The sequence below is a fragment of the Paenibacillus whitsoniae genome, from assembly GCF_003955665.1.
In the GTDB taxonomy this organism is placed as follows: domain Bacteria; phylum Bacillota; class Bacilli; order Paenibacillales; family NBRC-103111; genus Paenibacillus_E; species Paenibacillus_E whitsoniae.
On sequence record NZ_RXHU01000089.1, the window covers coordinates 26,563 to 48,173 of the forward strand.

At 55.6% G+C, this 21,611-nt stretch carries 21 protein-coding genes; 5 read left to right on the forward strand and 16 right to left on the reverse strand.

Annotated features, from left to right (window positions below):
- Positions 1–86: 86 nt before the first annotated feature.
- On the forward strand, positions 87–809 hold the full coding sequence (locus EJQ19_RS26475; RefSeq protein ID WP_126144236.1) for a FadR/GntR family transcriptional regulator: 723 nt from the start codon (positions 87–89) through the stop codon (positions 807–809).
- Positions 810–928: 119 nt separating this feature from the next.
- The gene (locus EJQ19_RS26480) at positions 929–1,765 is read left to right on the forward strand and encodes a sugar phosphate isomerase/epimerase family protein (RefSeq protein WP_126144237.1); all 837 of its coding nucleotides are present in this window, start codon (positions 929–931) and stop codon (positions 1,763–1,765) included.
- Positions 1,766–1,923: 158 nt separating this feature from the next.
- Here EJQ19_RS26480 and EJQ19_RS26485 read toward each other — a convergent pair whose 3' ends face one another.
- Positions 1,924–2,748, reverse strand: a complete 825-nt coding sequence (locus tag EJQ19_RS26485) for a helix-turn-helix domain-containing protein (RefSeq protein ID WP_126144238.1) — start codon at positions 2,746–2,748, stop codon at positions 1,924–1,926.
- Positions 2,749–2,893: 145 nt separating this feature from the next.
- Between EJQ19_RS26485 and EJQ19_RS26490 the strand changes: the two genes are divergently transcribed.
- Entirely contained in the window at positions 2,894–3,703 is an 810-nt protein-coding gene (locus EJQ19_RS26490) for a phytanoyl-CoA dioxygenase family protein (RefSeq protein WP_126144239.1), read from the forward strand.
- 115 nt (positions 3,704–3,818) lie between these two features.
- Here EJQ19_RS26490 and EJQ19_RS26495 read toward each other — a convergent pair whose 3' ends face one another.
- Entirely contained in the window at positions 3,819–4,484 is a 666-nt protein-coding gene (locus tag EJQ19_RS26495) for an ABC transporter ATP-binding protein (protein WP_126144240.1), read from the reverse strand.
- Between the two features lie 196 nt (positions 4,485–4,680).
- Between EJQ19_RS26495 and EJQ19_RS26500 the strand changes: the two genes are divergently transcribed.
- Positions 4,681–5,349, forward strand: coding sequence for a DUF559 domain-containing protein (locus tag EJQ19_RS26500; RefSeq protein ID WP_126144241.1), 669 nt, complete (start codon positions 4,681–4,683; stop codon positions 5,347–5,349).
- A 174-nt stretch (positions 5,350–5,523) separates the two neighbouring features.
- On the opposite strand, the gene EJQ19_RS32010 is transcribed toward EJQ19_RS26500, so the two are convergent.
- The 12 genes from EJQ19_RS32010 to rbsK form a co-directional block, all read right to left on the reverse strand.
- Positions 5,524–5,670, reverse strand: a complete 147-nt coding sequence (locus EJQ19_RS32010) for a hypothetical protein (RefSeq protein ID WP_164716724.1) — start codon at positions 5,668–5,670, stop codon at positions 5,524–5,526.
- 70 nt (positions 5,671–5,740) lie between these two features.
- The gene (locus tag EJQ19_RS26505) at positions 5,741–6,457 is read right to left on the reverse strand and encodes a FadR/GntR family transcriptional regulator (protein WP_126144242.1); all 717 of its coding nucleotides are present in this window, start codon (positions 6,455–6,457) and stop codon (positions 5,741–5,743) included.
- Positions 6,458–6,472: 15 nt separating this feature from the next.
- Positions 6,473–7,207 (reverse strand): LutC/YkgG family protein, encoded by a 735-nt coding sequence (locus EJQ19_RS26510; protein ID WP_126144243.1) that lies wholly within the window; start codon positions 7,205–7,207, stop codon positions 6,473–6,475.
- Positions 7,200–8,717 carry a LutB/LldF family L-lactate oxidation iron-sulfur protein gene (locus EJQ19_RS26515; RefSeq protein ID WP_126144244.1) on the reverse strand — a complete coding sequence of 506 codons (1,518 nt, stop codon included), beginning with the start codon at positions 8,715–8,717 and terminating at the stop codon, positions 7,200–7,202. Before EJQ19_RS26515 ends, EJQ19_RS26510 begins: the two co-directional genes overlap by 8 nt.
- The gene (locus EJQ19_RS26520; protein ID WP_126144245.1) at positions 8,714–9,442 is read right to left on the reverse strand and encodes a (Fe-S)-binding protein; all 729 of its coding nucleotides are present in this window, start codon (positions 9,440–9,442) and stop codon (positions 8,714–8,716) included. Before EJQ19_RS26520 ends, EJQ19_RS26515 begins: the two co-directional genes overlap by 4 nt.
- Positions 9,443–9,529: 87 nt before the next feature.
- Positions 9,530–10,291, reverse strand: a complete 762-nt coding sequence (locus EJQ19_RS26525) for a DeoR/GlpR family DNA-binding transcription regulator (protein WP_126144246.1) — start codon at positions 10,289–10,291, stop codon at positions 9,530–9,532.
- Between the two features lie 15 nt (positions 10,292–10,306).
- Positions 10,307–11,779 (reverse strand): rhamnulokinase, encoded by a 1,473-nt coding sequence (locus EJQ19_RS26530; RefSeq protein WP_126144247.1) that lies wholly within the window; start codon positions 11,777–11,779, stop codon positions 10,307–10,309.
- Entirely contained in the window at positions 11,776–12,996 is a 1,221-nt protein-coding gene (gene rhaI, locus EJQ19_RS26535; protein ID WP_126144248.1) for an L-rhamnose isomerase, read from the reverse strand. Before rhaI ends, EJQ19_RS26530 begins: the two co-directional genes overlap by 4 nt.
- A gap of 70 nt (positions 12,997–13,066) precedes the next feature.
- The gene (locus EJQ19_RS26540; protein WP_126144249.1) at positions 13,067–15,136 is read right to left on the reverse strand and encodes a bifunctional aldolase/short-chain dehydrogenase; all 2,070 of its coding nucleotides are present in this window, start codon (positions 15,134–15,136) and stop codon (positions 13,067–13,069) included.
- 201 nt (positions 15,137–15,337) lie between these two features.
- Positions 15,338–15,553, reverse strand: a complete 216-nt coding sequence (locus tag EJQ19_RS26545; RefSeq protein ID WP_126144250.1) for a hypothetical protein — start codon at positions 15,551–15,553, stop codon at positions 15,338–15,340.
- Positions 15,554–15,662: 109 nt separating this feature from the next.
- A complete protein-coding gene (locus EJQ19_RS26550; protein ID WP_126144251.1) occupies positions 15,663–17,117 on the reverse strand; it encodes an esterase-like activity of phytase family protein in 1,455 nt (484 codons plus the stop codon).
- A 217-nt stretch (positions 17,118–17,334) separates the two neighbouring features.
- Entirely contained in the window at positions 17,335–18,255 is a 921-nt protein-coding gene (gene rbsK / locus EJQ19_RS26555) for a ribokinase (RefSeq protein WP_126144252.1), read from the reverse strand.
- Between the two features lie 185 nt (positions 18,256–18,440).
- Here rbsK and EJQ19_RS26560 point away from each other — a divergent pair, with 185 nt between their 5' ends.
- Entirely contained in the window at positions 18,441–19,283 is an 843-nt protein-coding gene (locus EJQ19_RS26560) for an SDR family oxidoreductase (RefSeq protein ID WP_126144253.1), read from the forward strand.
- A gap of 148 nt (positions 19,284–19,431) precedes the next feature.
- On the opposite strand, the gene EJQ19_RS26565 is transcribed toward EJQ19_RS26560, so the two are convergent.
- Both EJQ19_RS26565 and EJQ19_RS26570 read right to left on the reverse strand, forming a co-directional pair.
- Positions 19,432–20,700: an FAD-dependent oxidoreductase gene (locus EJQ19_RS26565; protein WP_126144254.1), complete on the reverse strand. Its 1,269-nt coding sequence runs from the start codon at positions 20,698–20,700 to the stop codon at positions 19,432–19,434.
- A gap of 145 nt (positions 20,701–20,845) precedes the next feature.
- Positions 20,846–21,611 (reverse strand): AraC family transcriptional regulator (locus EJQ19_RS26570; RefSeq protein WP_126144255.1); only part of this gene is annotated, 766 nt, incomplete at its 5' end.

Here is a 21,611-nt window from a genome sequence, read left to right on the forward strand (position 1 = left end):
TAAATTCATCATGTGATCTGATGACTTTTCACTTATTGTAGCGTATTATACAATGCAGGTAAAGATCATTTTACGGGGGATGTCGCATGGAATTTCAGCAAGTAAAACCGCAAAAAGGATCGGACATCGTGTTAGAGCAATTGCGCGGCCGCATCGAATCCGGCTTTTATCCGAAAGGCACCAAACTGCCGACCGTTGTCGACCTTGCCGCCGCTTTTCAGGTCGGGCGCTCCACGATTCGGGAAGCGCTAAGCGGGCTTAAGGCGATGGGCTGGGTCGACATTCGCCACGGCGGCGGCACGTACGTCCGCATGACGCTGCCGAATGAGCAGCCTGCGGACAGCGGCTTTTCGTTTGAGCAGAGCCGTTCGCTCCGCGAGCTGCAGGAGGTGCGGCGCTTCATCGAGACCGGCTGCGTCTCGCTTGCGGCGGCGAGGGCGAGTGAGACGGAGGTCGCTGCGCTGCGGCGCATCCTGGGCGAGATGGAAGCCGCCCTCGGCGATGAGGAAGCGAGCGAGCTTGCGGACATCCGTTTCCATCAAGCGATCGCGCAAGCGTCGCACAACTCCCTGCTCATCGGCATGATGGAATCACTGACGGAGCGCCTGCAGAGCGGCATGAAGTCGTCGCGCCGCTTGTGGTTTTTCGCCGAGCGGGCGTCCGCCGAAGGGCTGCTCGCAGAGCACCGCGCGATCGTCGACGCCATCGCCGTGCGTGACGAGGCCGGCGCGGCGATGGCGATGGCGCAGCATATCCAGAAGGTCGACCGCGTCATCCGGACGCTGGCGGAGGAGGGTGCAGACCTGTAGGCGGTGCTAGAGTCCCTCGAATTAAACGCTTTCAGTCCATGCAAGATTGCTTTATAATGATTGACGTTAACGGTTAGACGACCATCCGGCACGTTGCCGCAACGATTGGGGGCAGGAATATGAAGCTTGAAATTCATCAATCCTGGTGGGCTATGACGGGACTTGGCAATGGCAGCAGAGAATGGACGCTGAAGGAAAAATTCGAAAACATCGCAGAAGCTGGTTTTTCCGGCATTTTAGGGCAGCTTCCCGCGCCTGCGGAAGCGGATACATGGCGCCGTCTGCTGGACGACTATGGCTTTTCATTTGGCGTGCAAGCATTTCCGTTTCCGAAGCTTGGCGACGACCTTACGCCTTACTTCGCGCGAGCGAAGGCGTTTGGCGTCCAGTACGTGAATGCGCAGATCCTGCATCCGTATCTGGAAGGTCAACCGGCGGCCGACTTCGTCGCCGGCTTTATTCGGCAAGCCGCAGAAGCCGGCCTGCCGTTCTTTGTGGAGACGCACCGCGGGCGCATCACGCAGGATCTGCGGCGCACCGCGCAGCTCGTCGAGGCGCTGCCGCAGCTGCGCCTCACCATCGACTTCTCCCACTACGTTGTTGGAGAAGGCATGGACCGGGCCGTCGCGGACGAGACGGCCGAGGGCTATCTGCAGACGCTGCTCATGCGAGCGTCGTCCATCCATGCCCGGATCTCCAACGGGCATCAGGTGCAAGTGGATGTCGGCGAAGACGCGAGCCATCCGGCTGTACAGCCGTTCCTCCGCTGGTGGCGGAGCGGCATGGCGAACTGGCGCCGCACGGCGACAGCGGGCGACGTGTTCCCGTTCGTGTGCGAGCTTGGGCCTCCGGCCTATGCCATCACACACGGCGTGAGCCTCGAAGAGGCCAGCGACCGCTGGAAGCAGGCCTTGGTGTTAAAGCGGCTCGGCGAGCAGGCCTGGGCCGAGGCGTAAGCGTCGCTACGCGAGGATCCCGCGTGTGGCGTCTGGCTCGGAGTGGCTTCAGCGCGGAGCTATGCCTTCGGGATGCCCTCCGGCATCGCAAACCATACTCCATCGCTCCCGCTTACTAGCGGGGATCCAATCAAAGCCTGCCAACGTGCAGGCTTTTTCTAATTTGGAGCGCCCGAATCCTTATACGCCCTTGGAGAAATCCCGTACCGCCTTTTAAACTGCGCCGCAAAATGATTGTAGTTCTGAAACCCGACATCCACGGCAACTTCCGAGGCCAGCCGGTCTGTATGTGCGAGCAGGATTGCCGCCTGCCGAATCCGCATCTCGTTCAGCGAATCGATGATGGACATACCCGTCGACGCCTTGTACACATGCGCTAGTCGGGAAGCGGATAAACCGACGGCCCGCGCAAGCTCCTCCACGCTGATCTGCTCCCGCATCCGCAAAGCCAGCAGATGCTTCACTTCTTCAATACGCGGGTCGCTCTGCGTCGTAATTCCCTGAGCCAGCAGCAAAATGACTTCACGCAGCGCATTTTCGCAGAGTTCCTGCCAATAAGGCGCCCGCTCCACGGAATCGGAGACAATGCTCGTGAACGCTCGCTGGATGCGCGCCCGCAAGGAGGCATGCTCCACCGCATGAATCAGCAGCTCCGTCTCTGGCAGCAAGCTCGTTTCGGCCACCCGATCGGTAAAATGCACCCACAAAAAATGCCACTCCCCGCTCCCCCCATTCTTCCTCGTCCCATATTCGTGCGAGACACCGGGCCGCATCAGCGTGACATCGCCGGCATGACAGAATCGTTCCTCTCCGCCAATGAGAAAATAGCCGCTGCCCTCAAGTGTAAAAGTCATCAACCAATCGCTCATCCCCTGAAGTCTGCGCGTGGAGTAGCTCTCATCCTCGTGATAATGCCCTGCAATGACCGAGATTTCTCCTTTTTCCCGAATAATCGAAGGCACATCCTGCTTCGTTGGTTTCATCGGCATCCCCTCATGAGCGTCATCGTTTTTTTATATTATAGCAGGATTGATATAGTTTTCAGCTACTTTCTTACTTCAGTCTATCCTCCCCGTACGATACACTAAAGCTACAAGTTCAATACCAAATGCCAAGGAGGAACCATCCATGACAGTCACCCTGCAACGATTGACCCCGGAGCAAAAAGCCCATTTTGATACTGAAGGGTATCTGATTATCCCAGGTTTATTTTCACCCGAACATCTCTCTGATATCGAGACAACCTTCGAAGCCATCAGTACGCAAACGATTCCCGGCCATTTCGAGCCAAAACTCGACGGCCATTCGGAAGACCCGCTCAAGCGGTATCCACGTGTCATGCACCCGCACCGTTTTAACGAGACCGCCAAAGCTTACATGCTGCACCAGCCCGTACTCGAAGTGCTCGGCGATCTGTACGGCGAAGAGGCGTATGCGGCTCAAAGCATGTTTTATTACAAGCCGCCGGGCTCCAAGGGGCAAGCGCTGCACCAAGACAACTTTTATCTAAAAGTAGCTCCTGGCAACTGCATTGCCGCCTGGACAGCCGTCGATGCGACGGATGAGGAGAACGGCTGCCTGCTTGTCGTGCCGAAGACGCAGGAGCATGAGATCGTATGCCCCGACCAAGCGGATGCGAACGAATCCTTCACGACGCACTACGTCAAACCGCCAAAAGACGGTGTCGTGATCCCGGTCCGTATGAACAAAGGCGATGTGCTTTTTTTTGGCGGCAATCTGATCCACGGCTCTTACCGCAATAAAACGAAAGATCAATTCCGGCGAGCTTTCATTTGCCACTACGCGAACGCATCCGCCATGAGCATTAACCACCACTACAATCCGCTATACAAAGCGGACGGTACGGCAATCGTGCTGGAAGCGAACCCGGACGGCGGGCCGTGCGGAATCGAAATCGGCGAGTTTACGTACCATTAATTTGAGCCAACACAGCCACACACGACTGCATATAAAAAGCAGGTGACCGCCCCACAACCGCGTTATCTCTGCATGAAAAAACGGAGCTCTCAGCTGAAGAGCTCCGTTGTGCTGTTCATAGCAACCGACCATCCTTAAAGCGGATGATCCGTTTCGCCTGCGCCCCCACCCATTCGTCATGCGTAATCAGGACGACCGTGCGACCGTGTTCATGTAATCTTTTGAAAATATCCAAAATCTCTTTGCCCGTCTTCGAGTCCAGCGCTCCTGTCGGCTCATCCGCCAACAGGATGGCAGGATCGCCTGCCAACGACCGTGCAATCGCCACCCGCTGCTGCTGACCGCCGGACAGCATGGCCGGCCAGTGCTCCTGGCGGTCCAGCATGTCAACGGAAGCCAGCGCCTGCCGCACCATCGGCTCGCGCTCTTTTCGCGGGATATTGCGGTAAATCAAGGGAAGCTCTACATTTTCATAAGCCGTAAGCCTGGGCAGCAAATTAAAGTTTTGAAACACGAACCCGATTTTCTTGTTGCGAATTTCAGCAAGCTGTGCATCCTTCAGGCGATGAATCGCTGTGCCGTCGAGCGCGTAGAGGCCCTGATCCGCCATATCCAGGCAGCCGACAATGTTCATGAACGTAGATTTACCAGAGCCTGACGGCCCCATAATCGCGACAAACTCTCCTTGCTCAATGTCAAGCGAGACTTGATCAAGCGCTGTAATGATTTCTCCGCCCATTTTGTAGAACTTGCTTACCTTGTCAATATGAATGATCGTCATCCGGCGTCGCCCTCCTGTAAGAATGACTTTATACAGTCTATTCCCGCCCCGCAGGAGGTAAGCTGAAAATGTTCGAAGCTTGTCAGAAAAGCGGCAATCGGCTTATACTGGTGCTAAGACGAAGAACGTCCCGTTTCATGCGCATGCATGCGACGGGACGTTTTGCTTTTTTGCCGATGAAAAGGAGTGTGTGCTTATGTCTTTTAGAAACGATCATGAAGCTTGGTTAACTCGCCATAAAACCAGCAGATCCGGTGAGCGACGTGGAAGGCTGGAAAGAGGCCATCTCCATGGAGAAACGGCGTTTTTACGTGATGTGTGGTGGCCGGTTTGCGGACATTTGGAAGATCTGCATCCGGAGTATGAAGTGATGGATTGGCGGGGCAGATCCTATTTTGCCGATTTCATGTGGAAACCGCCAGGCGCTCAGCTCATCATCGAAATTAAGGGTTATGCAGCCCACGTACGAGACATGGACCGAAGCAAATATTGCCATGAGCTGAATCGGGAAACTTTTTTGCATGCCATGGGCTATCCCGTCATTTCTTTCGCCTACGACGACGTCGAGCAGCGGCCGGAGCTATGCCAATCTTTGCTGCGTATGGTGCTCAGCCGCTATCAGCCCAACAGTTCAGCTACCAGCCGACCCGTTATGGCGGAGAAAGAACTGCTCCGCTTAGCGGTTCAACAAGCTTCTTGCATTCGGCCCGTTGATGTTTCGCGCCATTTTGGCATCGATCACAGGACGGCGGTCGGCATGTTGAAGAAACTAAGCGCCAAGGGACTTCTACTGCCCAAAGAGCGCGGCAAAACAAGTCGCATTATGCAGTACATCTTGACGCAGGAGGCGCTGCGAAGTTTGTGATCGCTTGCTCTTGCGCAGAAAGGCAGCAGCACCTCTCCATGAACTGGAAAACCTCCAGTCCATTTCACCAAAAGAGCGGCTTTGCTGCCGCTGGACTGGAAAACCTCCCGCTCATTTCGGGAGGTTCCGGGTTTTAGGCGCCGATTGGCGCTCCCGAACTGGAGGAATTCCAGTTCACACGCCCGATTCGGCGGAAAAAGCAAAAATGAACTGGAGGATTTCCAGTTCATCATCCACCCGCGCGCTACCCGGGCCACCGGCAGCGGCACCGCCTCTCCATGAACTGGAGGCTCTCCAGTTCATCTCTTTCGCGGTCGCCACGATGGCCCCCGTGGGGCCCAACCATGCCTGCTGCCTGCCCGCCCAACTACCTACCGCCCGCCTGCCTGCCTTACACGTACCGCTTAATAATGCTCTCTACGTGCTCCAGATGGGCACGCATCTTCGCAGCGGCCAGCTGCTTATCCTGCTCTGCCACCGCCTGCACGATCTGAAAGTGCTCCTCATACAGCTGCTCTGCGACCTGGCTGTTGGCATAAATCTCCACGCGCCGCGTCTCGCGAATGGCCGCCTCAATCGGCGTCATGATCGACTCGAAAAGGTGCACCATGATGGTGTTGTGCGTCGCTTTCGCCAACGACAAATGAAAGAGCAGATCCGTCCGCTCCCCCTCCGCCTCGCGGCCGATGGACGCCTTCATCTCCTGCATGAGGCTGCCGAGCTGTGCCAGATCCTCCTCGGTCCGCTTCTCGGCGGCGATGGACGCATTCGACACCTCCAGCGCATGCCGCGCTTCCAGCAGCTCGAACAGCTTCGTCCGGTTGACACGCAGCGACTCCAGCTCCGGCAAGTTCGGCATGTCGAGCTCAGCAGGCGCAGCCGAGATCACCGTGCAGCCCCCGCCCTGGCGAATCTCGATGAGTCCCATCGCGCGCAGAGCGCTCAGCGCCTCGCGCGTCGTCGAGCGGCCGACGCCGAACTTCTCGGACAGCTCCTTCGTCGAAGGGAGCTTATCGCCGACTTTGAGCTGCCCCTGCAGGATCAGCCCCTTGAGCTGCTCGGTAATTTCCTCATAGTGATTGCGCTTCGTCAATTTCGTTACGTCCACTTGGCACCATTCCTCTTAGCCAACAATAATTGCATGCACGATGCCGGGACCATGTACCCCGATCGTCAAATCGTTCTCAATATCCGCAGAGCGGCTCGGACCTGAGATAAAATGAATCCCTGCCGGCAAGTTCTCTCTGCCCGCCAGATCGAAGTTCACCAGCGCTTCGCCCAGGCGAGTTTTCATTCGCTCGATCGGGATGATCGCCATGAGCACCGTCGGCAGCAGCGACACCGAACGGCCCTTGTCCTTCGACGACAGCACCGTCATCGAGCCCGTGTACGCCGCCGCATAATCGGCGATCACGACGCCAAAATCCGCCTCGGCGGCGCGGGCTTTCCAATTCTCCTCGGGATCGCTGTTCCACACGCTAACCTTCGCCTCTGGCAGCTCTGCCTCCAGCCCTAGCGCGTCCAGCTCCGCCTGATTTTGGCGAATCAGGTACTTTGCCTTCATCTCACCGGCTTTGCCGACGATGAAGCCTTTCGCCTCCTCCATGGACGCAACGCGCACCACATGGCCCCCAGCGGCCTTAAAATTCTCCGTAAAGCGCTCCACGCGCTCCTCCACCGGCCACTCAAACGCCTGCCAGAAGTCCGGCGCCCCCCGGAAAGGATGAGCCGGCTTCTCCGTGACGCGCGCGCGCCCGAGCTTCGCTGCGATGCCGTTCATGAACGACGCCTGCTTCGCGCGGGACGCCTCCTCCATCTGCTTTAACCACGCCTTATGCGCGTCCTGTGTATCAGCCATGACCATGTCCTCCTCCGTTTTTTCTCGCCTTCACAATCGCTTCCATTCGCTGCTGGACTGCAGGGTCAAGCTCCTGAATACCATGCCGCAGCTCCTCTTCCAGCGTCTTCCAGCCCTCCCGGAACGTCTGTTTCGGCAGACTCGGCGTCACACGATACGAGTTCCAGCCCTTAAGCGGGCCGAGCTTCGTTCGGATTTCGCCGCCGCGGACGACGAGCTTCTGCCCAAGCTTGCCGAGCTTCAAAATCCCTTTCATGCGCCCGGAACCGCCCATCACCGCAGCGAATCCCTTCATTCCGATCGCTTCGATGGCATTTCCGTGGCCGCTCTCCACCTTGCGGCGGCGCAGCGAGACGAGCATGTCGTGCAGCGGGATTTTGACCGGGCAGGCTTCATAGCAGGCGCCGCACAGGCTTGACGCATTCGCAATGTCGTCCCACTCCGCGACGTTCTTCTGCAGCGCCGGCGTCAGCACCGCGCCGATCGGGCCGCTGTACGTGCCGCCGTAAGCGTGGCCGCCGATATGGCGGTACACCGGGCAGGCGTTGAGACACGCGCCGCAGCGGATGCAGTTGAGCAGCTCCTGGAACTCCGGATCGCCGAGCTGCAAGGAACGCCCATTATCCACAATGATAATGTGCATCTCTTCCGGGCCGTCGCCGTCGACATCGCGACGCGGGCCTGTGATGCCGGACATATACACGGTCAGCTTCTGGCCGGTTGCGGAACGCGGCAGCAAGGTCGCCATGACCTCAAGGTCCGTCCAGGACGGGATGATGCGCTCCATGCCCATGAGCGTAATTTGCGTTTTGGGCACGGTCGTGACCATGCGGGCGTTGCCTTCATTTTCAAACAACACCATCGACCCTGTCTCGGCAATGGCAAAATTACAGCCGGTCATGCCGATGTCCGCTTCCAGGAACTTCTCCCTCAGCTTTTTGCGGACGAAGCTTGCGAGAATCGATGTATCCGGCGCCAGCGTCTCGCCGGCATCCTTGGAGAGCAAATCTGCGATTTGATAGCGGTTTTTGTGAATTGCCGGAATGATGATATGCGAAGGCGTCTCGCCCGCCAGTTGAATAATGTACTCGCCGAGATCCGTCTCGATCGCCTCGACGCCGATCTCTTCCAGCGCATGGTTGAGATGCAGTTCTTCCGTTACCATCGACTTGGATTTGACGACGGTTTTCGCTTGCTTACGCTGCGCAATTTCCAGCGCAATCTTCACCGCATCCGCAGACGTTTCGGCGAAATGCACGTTCACGCCGTTGGCGCGCGCGTTATCCGCGAACAGGTTCAAATAATAGTCGAGATGCGCAATCGTATGCAGCCGGATTTGACGCCCTCTTTCGCGCCATTCATCCCAGTTGCCGTGCTCCGCAGACGCCTTCTTCTTGCCGCCGCGCAGACGTTCGGTCGTAAATTTCACCGCGTTGCGCAGAAATTCGTCGTTCAGCGCCAGTTCCGCGCGTTCTTTTACCGTTCCAGGCGTTCCGTTGTGTCCACTCATGCCTGTTTCACCCCTTCGTACAGCAGTTCCGCCAAATGCATGACTCTTACCGGCTCATTGCGGTAGCGCAAATTGCCGGCAATATTCATAAGGCAAGCCATATCGAGACCAACGAGCACCTCGGCTTCTGTCTCTTTCACGTGGTCTACCTTTTCCGTCACCATCGCGCCTGAAATATCCGCCATTTTCACCGCAAAGGTTCCCCCGAAACCACAGCAATCCTCCGCAAAAGGCAGCGGCACGAACTCCAAGCCCTTCACGTTCTCCAGCAGCTCCATCGGTTCGTCTTTCACGCCCAGCAGTCGGCTGCCGTGGCAGGAAGGATGATACGTCACTTTATGCGGGAATTTCGCGCCCAAATCGGTCACATTCAGCACCTGCACCAAAAACTGCGTGAATTCATACGTCTTCTGCTGCAGCCTCTCCGCCTTGGCCAGCATGACGGGGTCATCCTTGAACAAATGGCCGTAGTGATGAATCATGTACGTGCAAGAACCGGAAGGCGCAATGACAAAATCGCTGTCTTCAAACGCTTCCACAATCGTTTTTGCCGTAGCGCGCGCTTCGTCCCAATATCCGCTATTGTAAGCCGGCTGGCCGCAGCACGTTTGAATGGGAGGAAAATCAAGTTTCACCCCATACTTGGCTAAAATCCGCACCATCGCCTCCCCGACTCGGGGGTAAATCGCGTCCGATAAACATGTGATAAATAAGGACACTTTCATAGTTCCACCTCAATAAGTGTAAGATTGTCAGGTTGTCAGACAAGTTGATGTAAAAAGAAGAACCCTTACAATCAGGTTCTCTTTATATTAAACGATTTTGACTGAAATGCCAATCTCCTCAATTTGTTCCCGCAGGTCGTCCGTCACCCTGTCGTCCGTAATGAGGACGTCAACGTCCGTCAACACGCCGACCTGCGTAAAGGCGCGTACGCCGATTTTGCTCGCATCCGCGATGAGAATGACTTGATCGGCCAGCTCGATCATTTTCTGCTTCACGCCGGCCTGGAGCTCGTCGGATTCGCTGATGCCGCGCGTCGCATGCACACCTTTGCAGGAAAGAAACAACTTGTCAACGTGATAATGATCGAGCGACCGCTCCGCCAAAGGGCCGACGTATGATAGTGAGCGCTTGGCGAGCTGGCCGCCGGTGGAAATGACTTTCACTTTCTCCTTGCCGGCCAGCTCCATCGCGACTTTGATCGAGTTGGTGAGCACGGTGAGCGGGATGTCCGGCAGAAGGGACGCCATATACCAAGCGGTTGTCGAGGCATCCAGAATGATGCGGTCATGCGGCTGTATCAACTGAATCGCTTCCCTGGCAATCCGCTTCTTTTCTTCGGAGAACATCGTTTCTCTTTCAAGAAACGGGATCTCGCTCGTCTGATTCTCCTTAATGGACACCGCGCCCCCGTGGGATCTGCGCAGACGGCCGTCCTGCTCCAACCGGTCCAAGTCACGGCGGATCGTCTCCTCAGTTACCTGGCACAGTTCACTAAGCTCAGACACCCGAATGCTGCCGCGTTCGTTCACCACCTGCACAATTTTCTCATATCGCTCTGCTACCAACATACGTAACCCTCTTTTCTACGCCCTAATCCCTGTTACTTTCACGAAACGCCCGTAAGCGTCCTCCCAAGCGTCCCGCTGCGCCGGCTCATACACCTTCACAGGGAACGACTCTCGAATCACCTTGCGCGCTTCCCAAATATCCGCGAACTCACCGCGAGCGATCCATTGAACCGCCAAGTTGCCGATAGCGCTGCCTTCCGCAGGTCCTGCCCATACCGGTTTGCCGATGGCATTCGACGTCCACTGGCAGAGCAATTCATTATTGATGCCGCCACCTACCATATGAAGGCCGTTAAAACGCTGAGCGGAAACTTCTTCCGTCATTCCAAACACATACCGATATTTTAACGCGAGACTCTCCAGGATACAACGGACAACTTCACCAGGGCTCTCCGGCACACGCTGACCGGTTTGCTGACAGTACTGGCGGATGCGCGGCGTCATATCCCCCGCATGCAGGAACAGCACATCGTCCGGATCGATCCAAGACCCGAAATTCGGCGCCTGCTCGGCAAGCTGCACGAGCTCAGGGAAGGAATAGTTCTGCCCGGCGCGATCCCATTCACGTTTGGTCTCCTGGAGAATCCAGAGGCCCATAATGTTCTTCAGCAGTCGGAACGTCCCGCCTACGCCGCCTTCGTTCGTGAAGTTCAGCCTCTGGGAAATTTCGTTGATCACCGGCGCATCCACTTCCGTGCCCATCAGGGACCAAGTGCCGCAGCTTAAGTACGCAAAAGATTTCTCAAGCGCCGGCACCGCCGCCACCGCTGAGCCTGTATCGTGCTCGGCGACTGCGATCACCGGAATGGCTCCGATGCCCAGCTCACTCTGCACCGCGAGGCGAATCTTGCCGACGCTTGCCCCCGGCTGAACAACCGTGCCGAAGAACGACTCCGGCACGCCAATTGCAGCAAGCAAGTCACGGTCCCAGCTCATCGTGAGCGGATTATAGAACTGTGTCGTCGTCGCATTCGAGAACTCGTTGAACATCTCGCCAGTTAAGAAATACCGGAGCAAGTCAGGAATCATCAAAAATTTATCTGTGGCTTGCAAGACCGGCGAGTTCGCCGATTTCAAAGCCGCCAGCTGATAAATCGTATTGAACGGCAGAAACTGAATGCCGGTTTTCCCGAAAATGTGTGACGGCGTCAGCTCCGCCATCAGCTTCTCCATCACGCCATCGGTGTGCGGATCGCGGTAATGATACGGGTTGCCGAGCAGCTCACCGTTCTGGCCGATAAGGCCGAAGTCGACGGCCCAGGAGTCGATGCCGATGCTTTGCACATCGAGGCCGCCTTGCTTCGCCTTGAGCAGCCCCGCCTTGATCTCATGATACAGGCGCAAAATATCCCAATGAAGCCGGTCCCCTATGGAAACCGGATCATTGGAAAAACGGTGCAGCTCCTCGGTTACGATGCGCCGATCGGTCAAGCGGCCGAGCAGCGCTCTGCCGCTGCTCGCCCCTAAATCGTAGGCAAGGATGCTCACCAGGAAGCACCGCCCTTGCCTCTCGCCAAAATATCCTTGCCATACGCGCTGGACAGGTACGCTTTCATCGGATCGAGCGGCAAGCCTTGCTCTTCGCGGATCGCGTGCAGCAGCGGCGTCACGTCGAATTCAAACGCTCTGCGCACCGCGTCTTCCGCGCCCAGCACGTCGCCATTCACTTGCGCTTCTTCGATCTCCGCGTGGTTGATCAGCAGCGCTTTGGCGAATTGCGTTTGCACGTTCAGGACGGAACGAAGCATCGCAGGGATTTTTTTCTCGATGTTGTGCGATTGGTCGATCATGTACGCAATGTTGGCTACGTTGTCGCGAACGCCAGCATCTAGATCTTTCGCTGCATTCAAGATTTGATAGAAAATCAGGAACAATTCATACGGATTCGTTGTGCCGACAATCAAATCATCGTCCGCATATTTGCGGGAGTTGAAGTGGAAGCCGCCGAGACGTTTTTCATCCAGCAGGTAAGCTACGATGTGCTCAATGTTAGCACCCGGCAAGTGGTGTCCCGTATCAACCAACACTTCTGCTTGAGGACCGAGCTTCAGCGCGTAGTTGAACGCCATGCCCCAATCGGCAATGTCGGTGTGGTAGAACGCAGGCTCGAAGCATTTGTATTCGATCAACATGCGCATTTCGGGTGTCATCGCTTTGTACATTTCACCGAGCGCTTCCAGCATCCAGTTTTTCCGTTTGCGGATGTCGCCTTGGCCCGGATAGTTCGTCCCGTCAGCAAACCAAAGGCTCAGATCGCGGGAACCGGTTTCTTTGGCAATGTCCACGCACTCCAGCAGGTGATTGATCGCTTTGCGGCGAATCGCCGCATCCGCATTCGTTACGCTGCCCAGCATGTAATCGTCTTCTTGGAAAAGGTTCGGGTTCACCGCGCCGATTTTGAGACCCAGACCTTCCGCATGGTTGCGAAGCTTGCCGTAGTCTTCGACTTTATCCCATGGAATGTGGATCGCAACGGACGGGCAAAGACCTGTCAAACCGTGCACTTGCGCCGCATCCTCGAATTTTTCGAACGGATTGCGCGGCACGCCTTCTTTTTGGAACACTTTAAAACGAGTACCGGAGTCGCCGTAGCCCCAGGACGGTGTTTCGATTTTGAGCGCTTTCAGCTGCGCTTTTACTTCCTCAAGGTTGATGCCTCTTGCTTTTTGTTGTTCTTCAAATAATGAATAAGCACGATCTGTCATGTATGAACACCCTTTCAATAGTAGATATAAAAGGAAGCGCCGAACTGAACCGACGCTCCTGTAAGTTGTCTTATCGTGTAAATGCCGCAGGTACGCCGCCGTCGATGGTCAGCATGCAGCCTGTTGTTTTATCGGATTTGGAGGATGCGAAGAACGCGATGCCCTCTGCAATATCTTTCGGGAAAATGTTAACGAGCAATGTCGTACGTTTACGGTAGTACTCTTCCAATTGATCCGGCTCGATGCCGTATGCCGCCGCACGTTCGTTTCTCCAGGAGCCGTTCCAGATCGCGGAGCCTTGGAGAATCGCATCCGGCAGAATCGTATTCACACGAATGCCGAACTCGCCGCCTTCTGCTGCGATACAACGCGCAAGATGGGCTTCGAGTGCTTTCGCCGCGCTGTAGGCTGTCGCGTTTTTACCGGCGTAGACGGAGTTTTTGGAGCCGATGAAGACCATGTTGCCGCCGATGCCTTGTGTTTTCATCAATTTGAACGCTTCGCGAGCAACCAAGAAGTAACCTGTACCCAGAACGTTCATGTTCAGGTTCCACTCTTTCAGAGACGTTTGATCAAAAGGACTGGACGTCGCAAGACCTGCGTTGTTCACGATGATGTCCACACCGCCGTAAGCCAGCGCTGTTTCTGCATAAGCCGCTGCAACCAATTCTTCGCTGGTGACGTCAACTTTTACCGCGATTGCGCGGTTTTCGCCCCACTTCTCGTTGATTTCCGCAGCAACCTTTTGTGCGCCTTCCAGGTTAAGATCAGCCAGCACCACGTGTGCGCCTTCGGAGACGAGCCGGCGTGCCGTTTCGCTGCCGATCCCGCCGGCACCGCCTGTAATGAACGCGACTTTGCGGGAGAATTCCGCTTCTGCCGGCGCAAGGCTCAATTTGTACAGCTCAAGCGGCCAGTACTCCACGTTGTAGGACTCGTTTTCGCTCAAGGAAACGAAGTTGCCCAGCGCTGTTGCGCCGCGCATAACGGCAACAGCACGGTGGTACAAAGCGCCGCTAACTTGTGCATTTGCCCAGTTCTTGCCTGTGTTGATCATCCCTACACCCGGGATCAGGATCACGCGAGGCGCTGCTTCGAACATGACGTCGCCTTCGTTTTTGTTTCTTTCAAAATAAGCTTGGTACTGCTCTTTATATGCCGCGATGCCTTCTTGCAGCTTCGCTTTCAGGCCTTCCACGTCATCTGCGTTTGGCTCCCAGTTGATATAAAGTGGAACGACCTTCGTGTGTACGAGGTGGTCCGGGCAAGCGGCGCCGACTTGGGACAATGTCGCTGCGTCTTGGGAGCTTGCAAAGCCCAGTACGTCCGCTTCGTCGTCGAACGTCAGGATCATTTTCTTCACGTCGCTGACTGCGCCGCGGATCGTCGGCATTACCCCAGCCGCTACGGCGCGTCTAACTTCAGGTGCCAGTGCTTCGTATTTTGCCCCGCCGAACAGTTTGGCTTCGTTTACGCGAGCTTCGATGTAAGCTTCTGCTTCGGAGATGATTTTGATGGTTTGGGCATAGCACGCATCGGACGTTTCGCCCCAAGTGACCAGGCCGTGCTTCTCCATCAGAACAAGCTCAGCTTTCGGGTTAGCCAGTACGCCTTCCGCGATCATTTTGGAGAGCGTGAAGCCAGGACGTACATAAGGTACCCAAACGAAACGGTCGCCAAAAATTTCTTTTGCGATCTCTTTGCCGTTGTCTGCGCAGCAGAGGGAGATGATCGCGTCCGGATGCGTGTGATCGACGTGCTTGAACGGCAGGAACGCGTGCAGCAGCGTTTCAATGGAAGCGCGCGGGTGCTTCGCGTCGATCATGCAGTTTGCAAGGTAAGCAACCATTTCCGCGTCCGGCATTTCTTCTTTCTCGAAAAGAGGGCGAATATCCTCCATGCGCAGGCCCGTAAAGTTGCCCGCTTTCATCGTTGCAAGGTCGGAGCCGCTGCCTTTCACGAACATCACTTCAACATCGCGGCCGCGGAAGTCTTTCACGATCGTTTTGGAGGACGTGTTGCCACCGCCCCAGTTACACACGCGACGATCAGCGCCGATAATATTCGAACGATACACGAGTTGATCCAGACCGCTTTGCAGCTTGGACGCTTCTTGGTTGTCCCACAAACTTTGTACCATGAAAATAACCTCCGTTTATTTGCATTTATTTTTGTTTTTATTTTTATGTGTTTATATTAGCATCCAAACGCAGATTTGTATATATAAAAAAAGAAAAACAAAAACATTTACAGAATTTCAAGGAGGTATCCGACGCGATTAGGGTTTGAAGTCCAAACAAAACAAAAGCATGCCGCAACAGCAGCATGCTCTCTCCCACTTCTAGTTTTCCTCAGCCTCTTCTTCTTCACTTTCGTAATGGTGGCTGTCACTGCCGTTAGGCACAGGTTTGTCGCTCTTGCTTCCGCCAGGCGACGTGATGCTGCTTTCGCTGCCGCTTACCGGCTTGCCGGAAGCCATGGCAACTTGCGGCACATTGACCACCAGCAGCGCCGACAGGACGGCCAATCCAATCCATCTTCTTTTTGTCCAGTTCACACTTGAAACCTCCATTGCTTATACATCTTTACCCTCGTTATACTTTCCCCATTTAAGCAAAAAGAAACCCAAAACCGTTCAAAAGAACAGCTTCGGGTTTCTCGTCAAATTATTGAATTTTGTAAGGGAGCTTGAAGGTCCACAGCAGCGTCCCGTTTTCAGGCGTCTTGCTGTCAATGCCGAAGTCGTTATCGTTTGTAAGCACCAGCGTATCGCCGTTCACAAGCGAAATGCCTTCGATTTTCTCATACGGGAACTTGAAACCTACCGCGTCCAGCACCGTCCATTTTTTCACAGGCAGAATGCCGTTTGTTTTCAGATCCTGCACGCTCATTTGCTCCAACGTCTTGCCAGCCGTATCCGCACTGTCGTACTTGCCAAGAACGTTCGTCGCTGTCGACAAATCCACTTGATAAATGCGTTTCAGCTGGGCCTTGTCTCCCGAGAATTTATCGCGCTCGTCGATCAGCAGCGTGTTCTCGTTCACAGCGATCAGGTCAGAAATCACGATGTCGCCTTGCACCAAGTCCTTGAACTGCTTGGAATCTTCCAGCAGATAGGTGAACTCAGCCACCGGCTTCAGCGTCGCCAAATCGAACTTCAGGATGCGGACCTGACGGGAGTTGTCCATCGCTTTGTCCGGATTGCGCAATGCGTTTTGCATCGCCATGAACATGTATTTGCCGTCCGGCGTAATGCCGACTGCTTCGGCTCCGCGGTTTTGGCGAAGCTTGTTGTAGACGGCTGGCAGCGTCTCACGCGCAGGAACGAGCGGGGTCGCAGCTTGCGCCGACCAGCCTTGCGGCACAATGCGCTCGATGATCGTGCCGTCACGCTTCACGTGAACGATGGAGGGACCGTACTCGTCGGAGATCCAGAACGTATCGTCTTTGGAATTGTAAGCCAATCCTTCAATATCCAAACCGTATGGATCATACGCCAATTCTTTCTCGCCTTTCGCATCAAAGGGCGCTTCGTCGCGGCCTTTAATGTTCGGCAGACCTGTGATGAAGCTCGTTCCTGTAACAGGATCGTTGCCGGTCAGCTTGAGCGGCCATTTGTCCAAAATTTTAATCTCGCCGCCGCTCGCTTCGATTTTATAAATCGTCGGCGTATAATTCGGGAGCGGGAACGTGCGCACGGTTTTGCCGTTAACGTCGATTTGTCCGTTCGGTCCGCGATCCGCTGTCGTATAGAACACATTGTCAGGATCTCCTGGAAGGTGTGTCAAGGAAGAACCTACGCCCATTTTGATGCCGTCAGCCAGGTTCGGGGCTTTCAACTCATATTTGCCGGTTAAGGATGGCTTGTCCGTCAAAGCGACACTGTCGCGAAACTCGTCCCAGTCCACATATTTGCCAGTAGCTTCCGCCAGCGCACGAACAGGCAGATATAGGCTTCCATCGATATTGACGGCCGGCGTGCTTGGCACAACTGCCTTGCCATTATTGGCATATGTAATTTGCTCGGAAGTTTCTCCGCTTTTCGTTGCTGCGAAAGCCGTTCCTGTAACAGCGACGCTCAGCGCGAGCAGCATTGACGTGTTTGCGATCCATTTTTTCATCTGTCTAACAAACTCCCTTCGATTAGGACGAATTATTTGGTAACAATTTACTTATACCAAACGAATGTTAATGGAAGCGCCTTATTATGATAAGATTTTGTAAATCCCCCTCCCCGCCCGTGGATGTCGATTTAAAATCGAAATGAATTGTAAGCGCACAGAAAGACATGCCGCCGCAGCAGCATGCCTTTCTTCTTGTTTACATACGTATAGGGAGCTATCGCGATGCGCCGAGCATCTGCTCAATCTCGTCCCGCGCCGGGATCGACTGCTGGGCCCCTTCCTGCGAAACGGCCAGCGCCGCGGCCGCCGAAGCGAAACGCAAGGCGGACGCCACGTCCTTGCCTTCGGTACGCGCCGCCGACCAGGCGCCGATGAACGTGTCGCCCGCTGCGGTCGTGTCCACGACATCGACACGGAACGCCGGCGACAGTACAGCTTCACCGTCTCGACTGCGATAATAGGCGCCAGCCTCGCCCAGCGTAAGGATGACCGCCTCCACGCCTTGCGCAATGAGCTTGTCCGCCGCAAGCCCGGCGGCGTCTACGCCGCTGACTTCAATGCCGGTTGCGCACTCCGCTTCCGTCTGATTCAGGACGAGCACGTTCAGATAGGCATACATGTCGTCCGGCACTACCATCGCCGGGGCCGGATTAAAGCAGACGGCAATGCCATGCGTCCGAGCCCACTCCATCGTGAAGCGATTGATCGCCCACGGCACCTCATTTTGCAGCAAAATCATATCGATGTGCCCAAGCTGCTCCAAGCTTGCCTGCACCTCGTCGATGGCAACCTTGTCGTTTGCCCCTCCTGTCAGGACAATCGTATTTTCCCCTTCGCCATTCACAGTAATTGTCGCTAACCCGGAAGAACCCGGCTTCACCGCGATATGCTGCGTGTTCACGCCATAAGCCGCAAGCGAATGGATGAGAACGCTGCCGAAGGCATCGTCGCCAACCGCGCCAACCATGGAAACCTGCGCGCCGGCTTTCGCCGCAGCGAGTGCTTGATTTGCCCCTTTTCCCCCGCATCCGTACGTCGTACCGTTACTTTTAATCGTTTCGCCCGGTTTGGGGAATTGATGTACCTCGGATACTACATCCATGTTTAAACTGCCGATAACCGCAATATGCGCCATAACGCCTCCGATTTCTCCATCATTGTGTGCGAGTAAGCCTGTTTGTCATGCTACCTATTATAAGTGGTACACATTTGCCTCAGCAATTGCTATTTTCGAACGAACGATCGTTCCTTGCGCATTTGACCCCCGCTCTACAACAGCGCTATGATGGAAGTGAACTAACCATACGAGGAGGTACGTCCATGCACAACATTATCGCGATCACCGGAGCTTCTTCCGGCATCGGCCTAGCCACTGCTCTCAAATTCGCCGATTTAGGGTGGACCGTCTATGCGGGGACACGCCACGTCGAACGGGATCAAGGCTTGTACGGCCATCATGCCAACCTGCATTTTATTGAAATGGAAGTTACGCAGCCCACCTCGCTGGACAACGCTTTTCGCCTGATTGCGGAACAACATGGACGTTTGGACGTTCTCTTTTGCAATGCAGGCTATGGCTTCCTGCGCGCGCTTGGACAAGCCTCGATGGACGACATCCGCGGTGTATTCGAAACGAACGTATTCGGCGTTATGCATACGATACGGTCGGGGATCGAACTGCTCAAGAAATCAGCTGCCGGCCACCTGATCGCCACGACCAGCGTGGGCGGGCTCGTCGGGCAACCGTTCAACGAAATCTACTGTGCGAGCAAATTCGCCGTGGAAGGCTTGCTGGAAAGCCTGGCTACTTACTATAAGCCTGCATTTAATATTGAAGTGACGTTGCTTGAGCCCGGTGCAATCGCGACAAATTTTAACCAGACTGTGCTTGAGCATGTTCAGCAAACCGGCGGCATCCTTGAGGATGACTATAAGCCGCTGCTTACGCAATATATCGACCGCTTTTCGCAACGCACCAGCGTTCCGCAAACTCCAGAGTCCGTGGCCGACGTGATGGTAGAGCTCGTCGTGAACATGCAGCCGAAGCCGCTTCGTCTTCGCACCTCGGACACAGCGGAAGCATTCGTCCAGTATAAAGTTCGTCAGGATCCCTCCGGGCTCGATGGCATGCTGCATACACGGAAGCTGCATTTGGGGCTGTAGACCAGGTGTAGGCTCAGCCACACTTTGGAGCTTCACCAATCAACGACAGGCATACAGGAATGTCTTAGAGCGCTTCGAGGATATAGTTGCGGATATGATCGAAAAGACGGATGCGGCACACGCCGCATCCGTCTTTTCCTACCATCGCTTACACATACGCTGCCGGTTTATATAAGCGTACATCGCTCGCCTGAAGCCGCGCATGCAGCTTCTCGATTGCGACGCTGCGCACGTCACACGCGTCCTCGATGGCGATGGACGCCGCGATGCCGGCGGCCTGCCCGAGCGCATAGCACGTCGGCTGCACGCGCATCGACGACATCGCCACATGCGTCGCCGAGATGGAACGACCGGCGACAAGCAGGTTCGTCACCTCGGCCGGCACCATGCAGCGGTAAGGAATGTCGTAGCCGCTGACGTGGCGTTCGTCTGTCGTCTTGCTGCCGTCCGGGCTGTGGATGTCGATCTCGTAGTTTGTCTGGGCGACGACATCTGCGAACCGGCGGCCGCTAACCACATCCTGCTCCGTCAGCGTATACAAGCCGCGAATCTGGTTTGTCTCCCGGACGCCGACCTGATTCGCCACATGCGAGAGCGTGTACGTCTCGAAGCCGTTGCGCTGCAAGTAGTGCACGATCGAGAACACTTGGCGCAAGGCTTCGGTCTCGGCGTAATTCGTATCTTTGATCGTGGCGCCGTTGCCCTTGACCCGCGTCATGTTCACAAGCAGTTGTCCGTCCTCGCCCCGCTCCCAATACAGGTGACGTCCTTGCGGAAGGTCGGACACCTTCTCATAGTAGTAGCAGCCTTCCGGCAGGAATGGCTTGACCGGTTTGCCGGTGTTCTGCATCATGAACATGAGCGTCATCGGCTGTGTCAGCCCGTCTTGCTCCCGGCCCGAGGTGTGCGGCACGCCGCTGTCGATCGCCACGCGGGCATCCCCCGTACAGTCGATGAACTGCGCCGCTTCAAAAGCTCTCAGCCCTTCCCGCGTGGATGCGACCACGGCCTGAAGTTGATCGCCTTCTTTGACCACCCCGATAAATTCGGTATGATAGATGACTTCGACGCCTTCTTTTTTCATCTTCTCGTTCAAATATTGACGCAGCACGAACGGCGAATATTGCGGAGCGATCGAGGTGTCATGATCGTCCGGCAAGTAGGACGCAAGCACTTCGCCGATCAATTCCCGATAAATGCCCGTCACATTCCCAATTGGCATAAAAATGCTAACGTTCCCGAGCGTTCCCATGCCGCCGAGTTGGCCGGATTTCTCAAGCAGAATCACCTTCCGCCCGCAGCGAGCCGCCGCGATTGCAGCCGCCGTGCCCGCCGGTCCTCCACCGATGACGACAACATCGGCCCTTTCGTATGTCTTAATTTGTCGTTGAAAATCGTAGGTGCGTTGTTCCGTCATGCTCATTCTCCTCCTGTTTGGGCGCGGCCAATGACCCAAAATCCCCCGCTGCCTGAAATCCATAGCGCTTTCATGGCTTCATTATAAGCGGAGACTGACGGCCTGGCTTTGTCAAAACGTCGGCAGGATTGATCAAAACGTCTTTTTAATTAGGATTCCTGACTTTGCTCGGGGCGTATCCGAAACGTTGTCTGTACATTTTGGAAAAGTGATGCACACTGGAGAAGCCGCAGCTATCCGCAATTGCCTGAAGCGGCAATACCGTGCTCCGCAGCAGCTCTGTCGCGTAGTCAAGCCGCAGCTTCAGCAAATATTGATGCGGCGGCATGCCGAACTGCTGGCGAAAATGCTCAGAGAAATAGGAGCGCGACATCAGCGCCTTATGGGCCATTTCCTCCACAGACAGCGGCTCCGACAGCCGATATTGCAGATAGGCCGGCACCCAGTGGAGCGAGGTGGAGCGTTTGCTCTCCGAGGTGTTGTGCGATGCATACGTTTTGAGCAGATGCAGCACAATTTCCGCAGTGTGCAGTTGCGCCTGGAGTTGATCAATCGCATTTTTCTCCTGCCAATGGGTGACGATCTTCCGCAGCGTGCCCGCCAGCCACTCCGAGCCTGCCGTCTCCAGGACGTAGGGAATCGCGATGTCGGTGAAGCTGTGCAAACTCGGCTGCATACCCGGCGCTTGGGCGTCTTCCCTGCTATCCAGCGGCACAATCATGCTCGCATTCGGATCTGTGTCAGAGGGAAACCAGTCCATATGCAGCGCCAAAAACAGAATATGTCCATCCGACGCGAGCTGATGAGGAACGCCAGGCCCGACAAAACCGAACTGCCCAGCCCCGACCCGGTGCACGCCGCCTTCCACCTGCAGCCTGAATTCACCCTCCAACACGTGCAGCAGCATATAA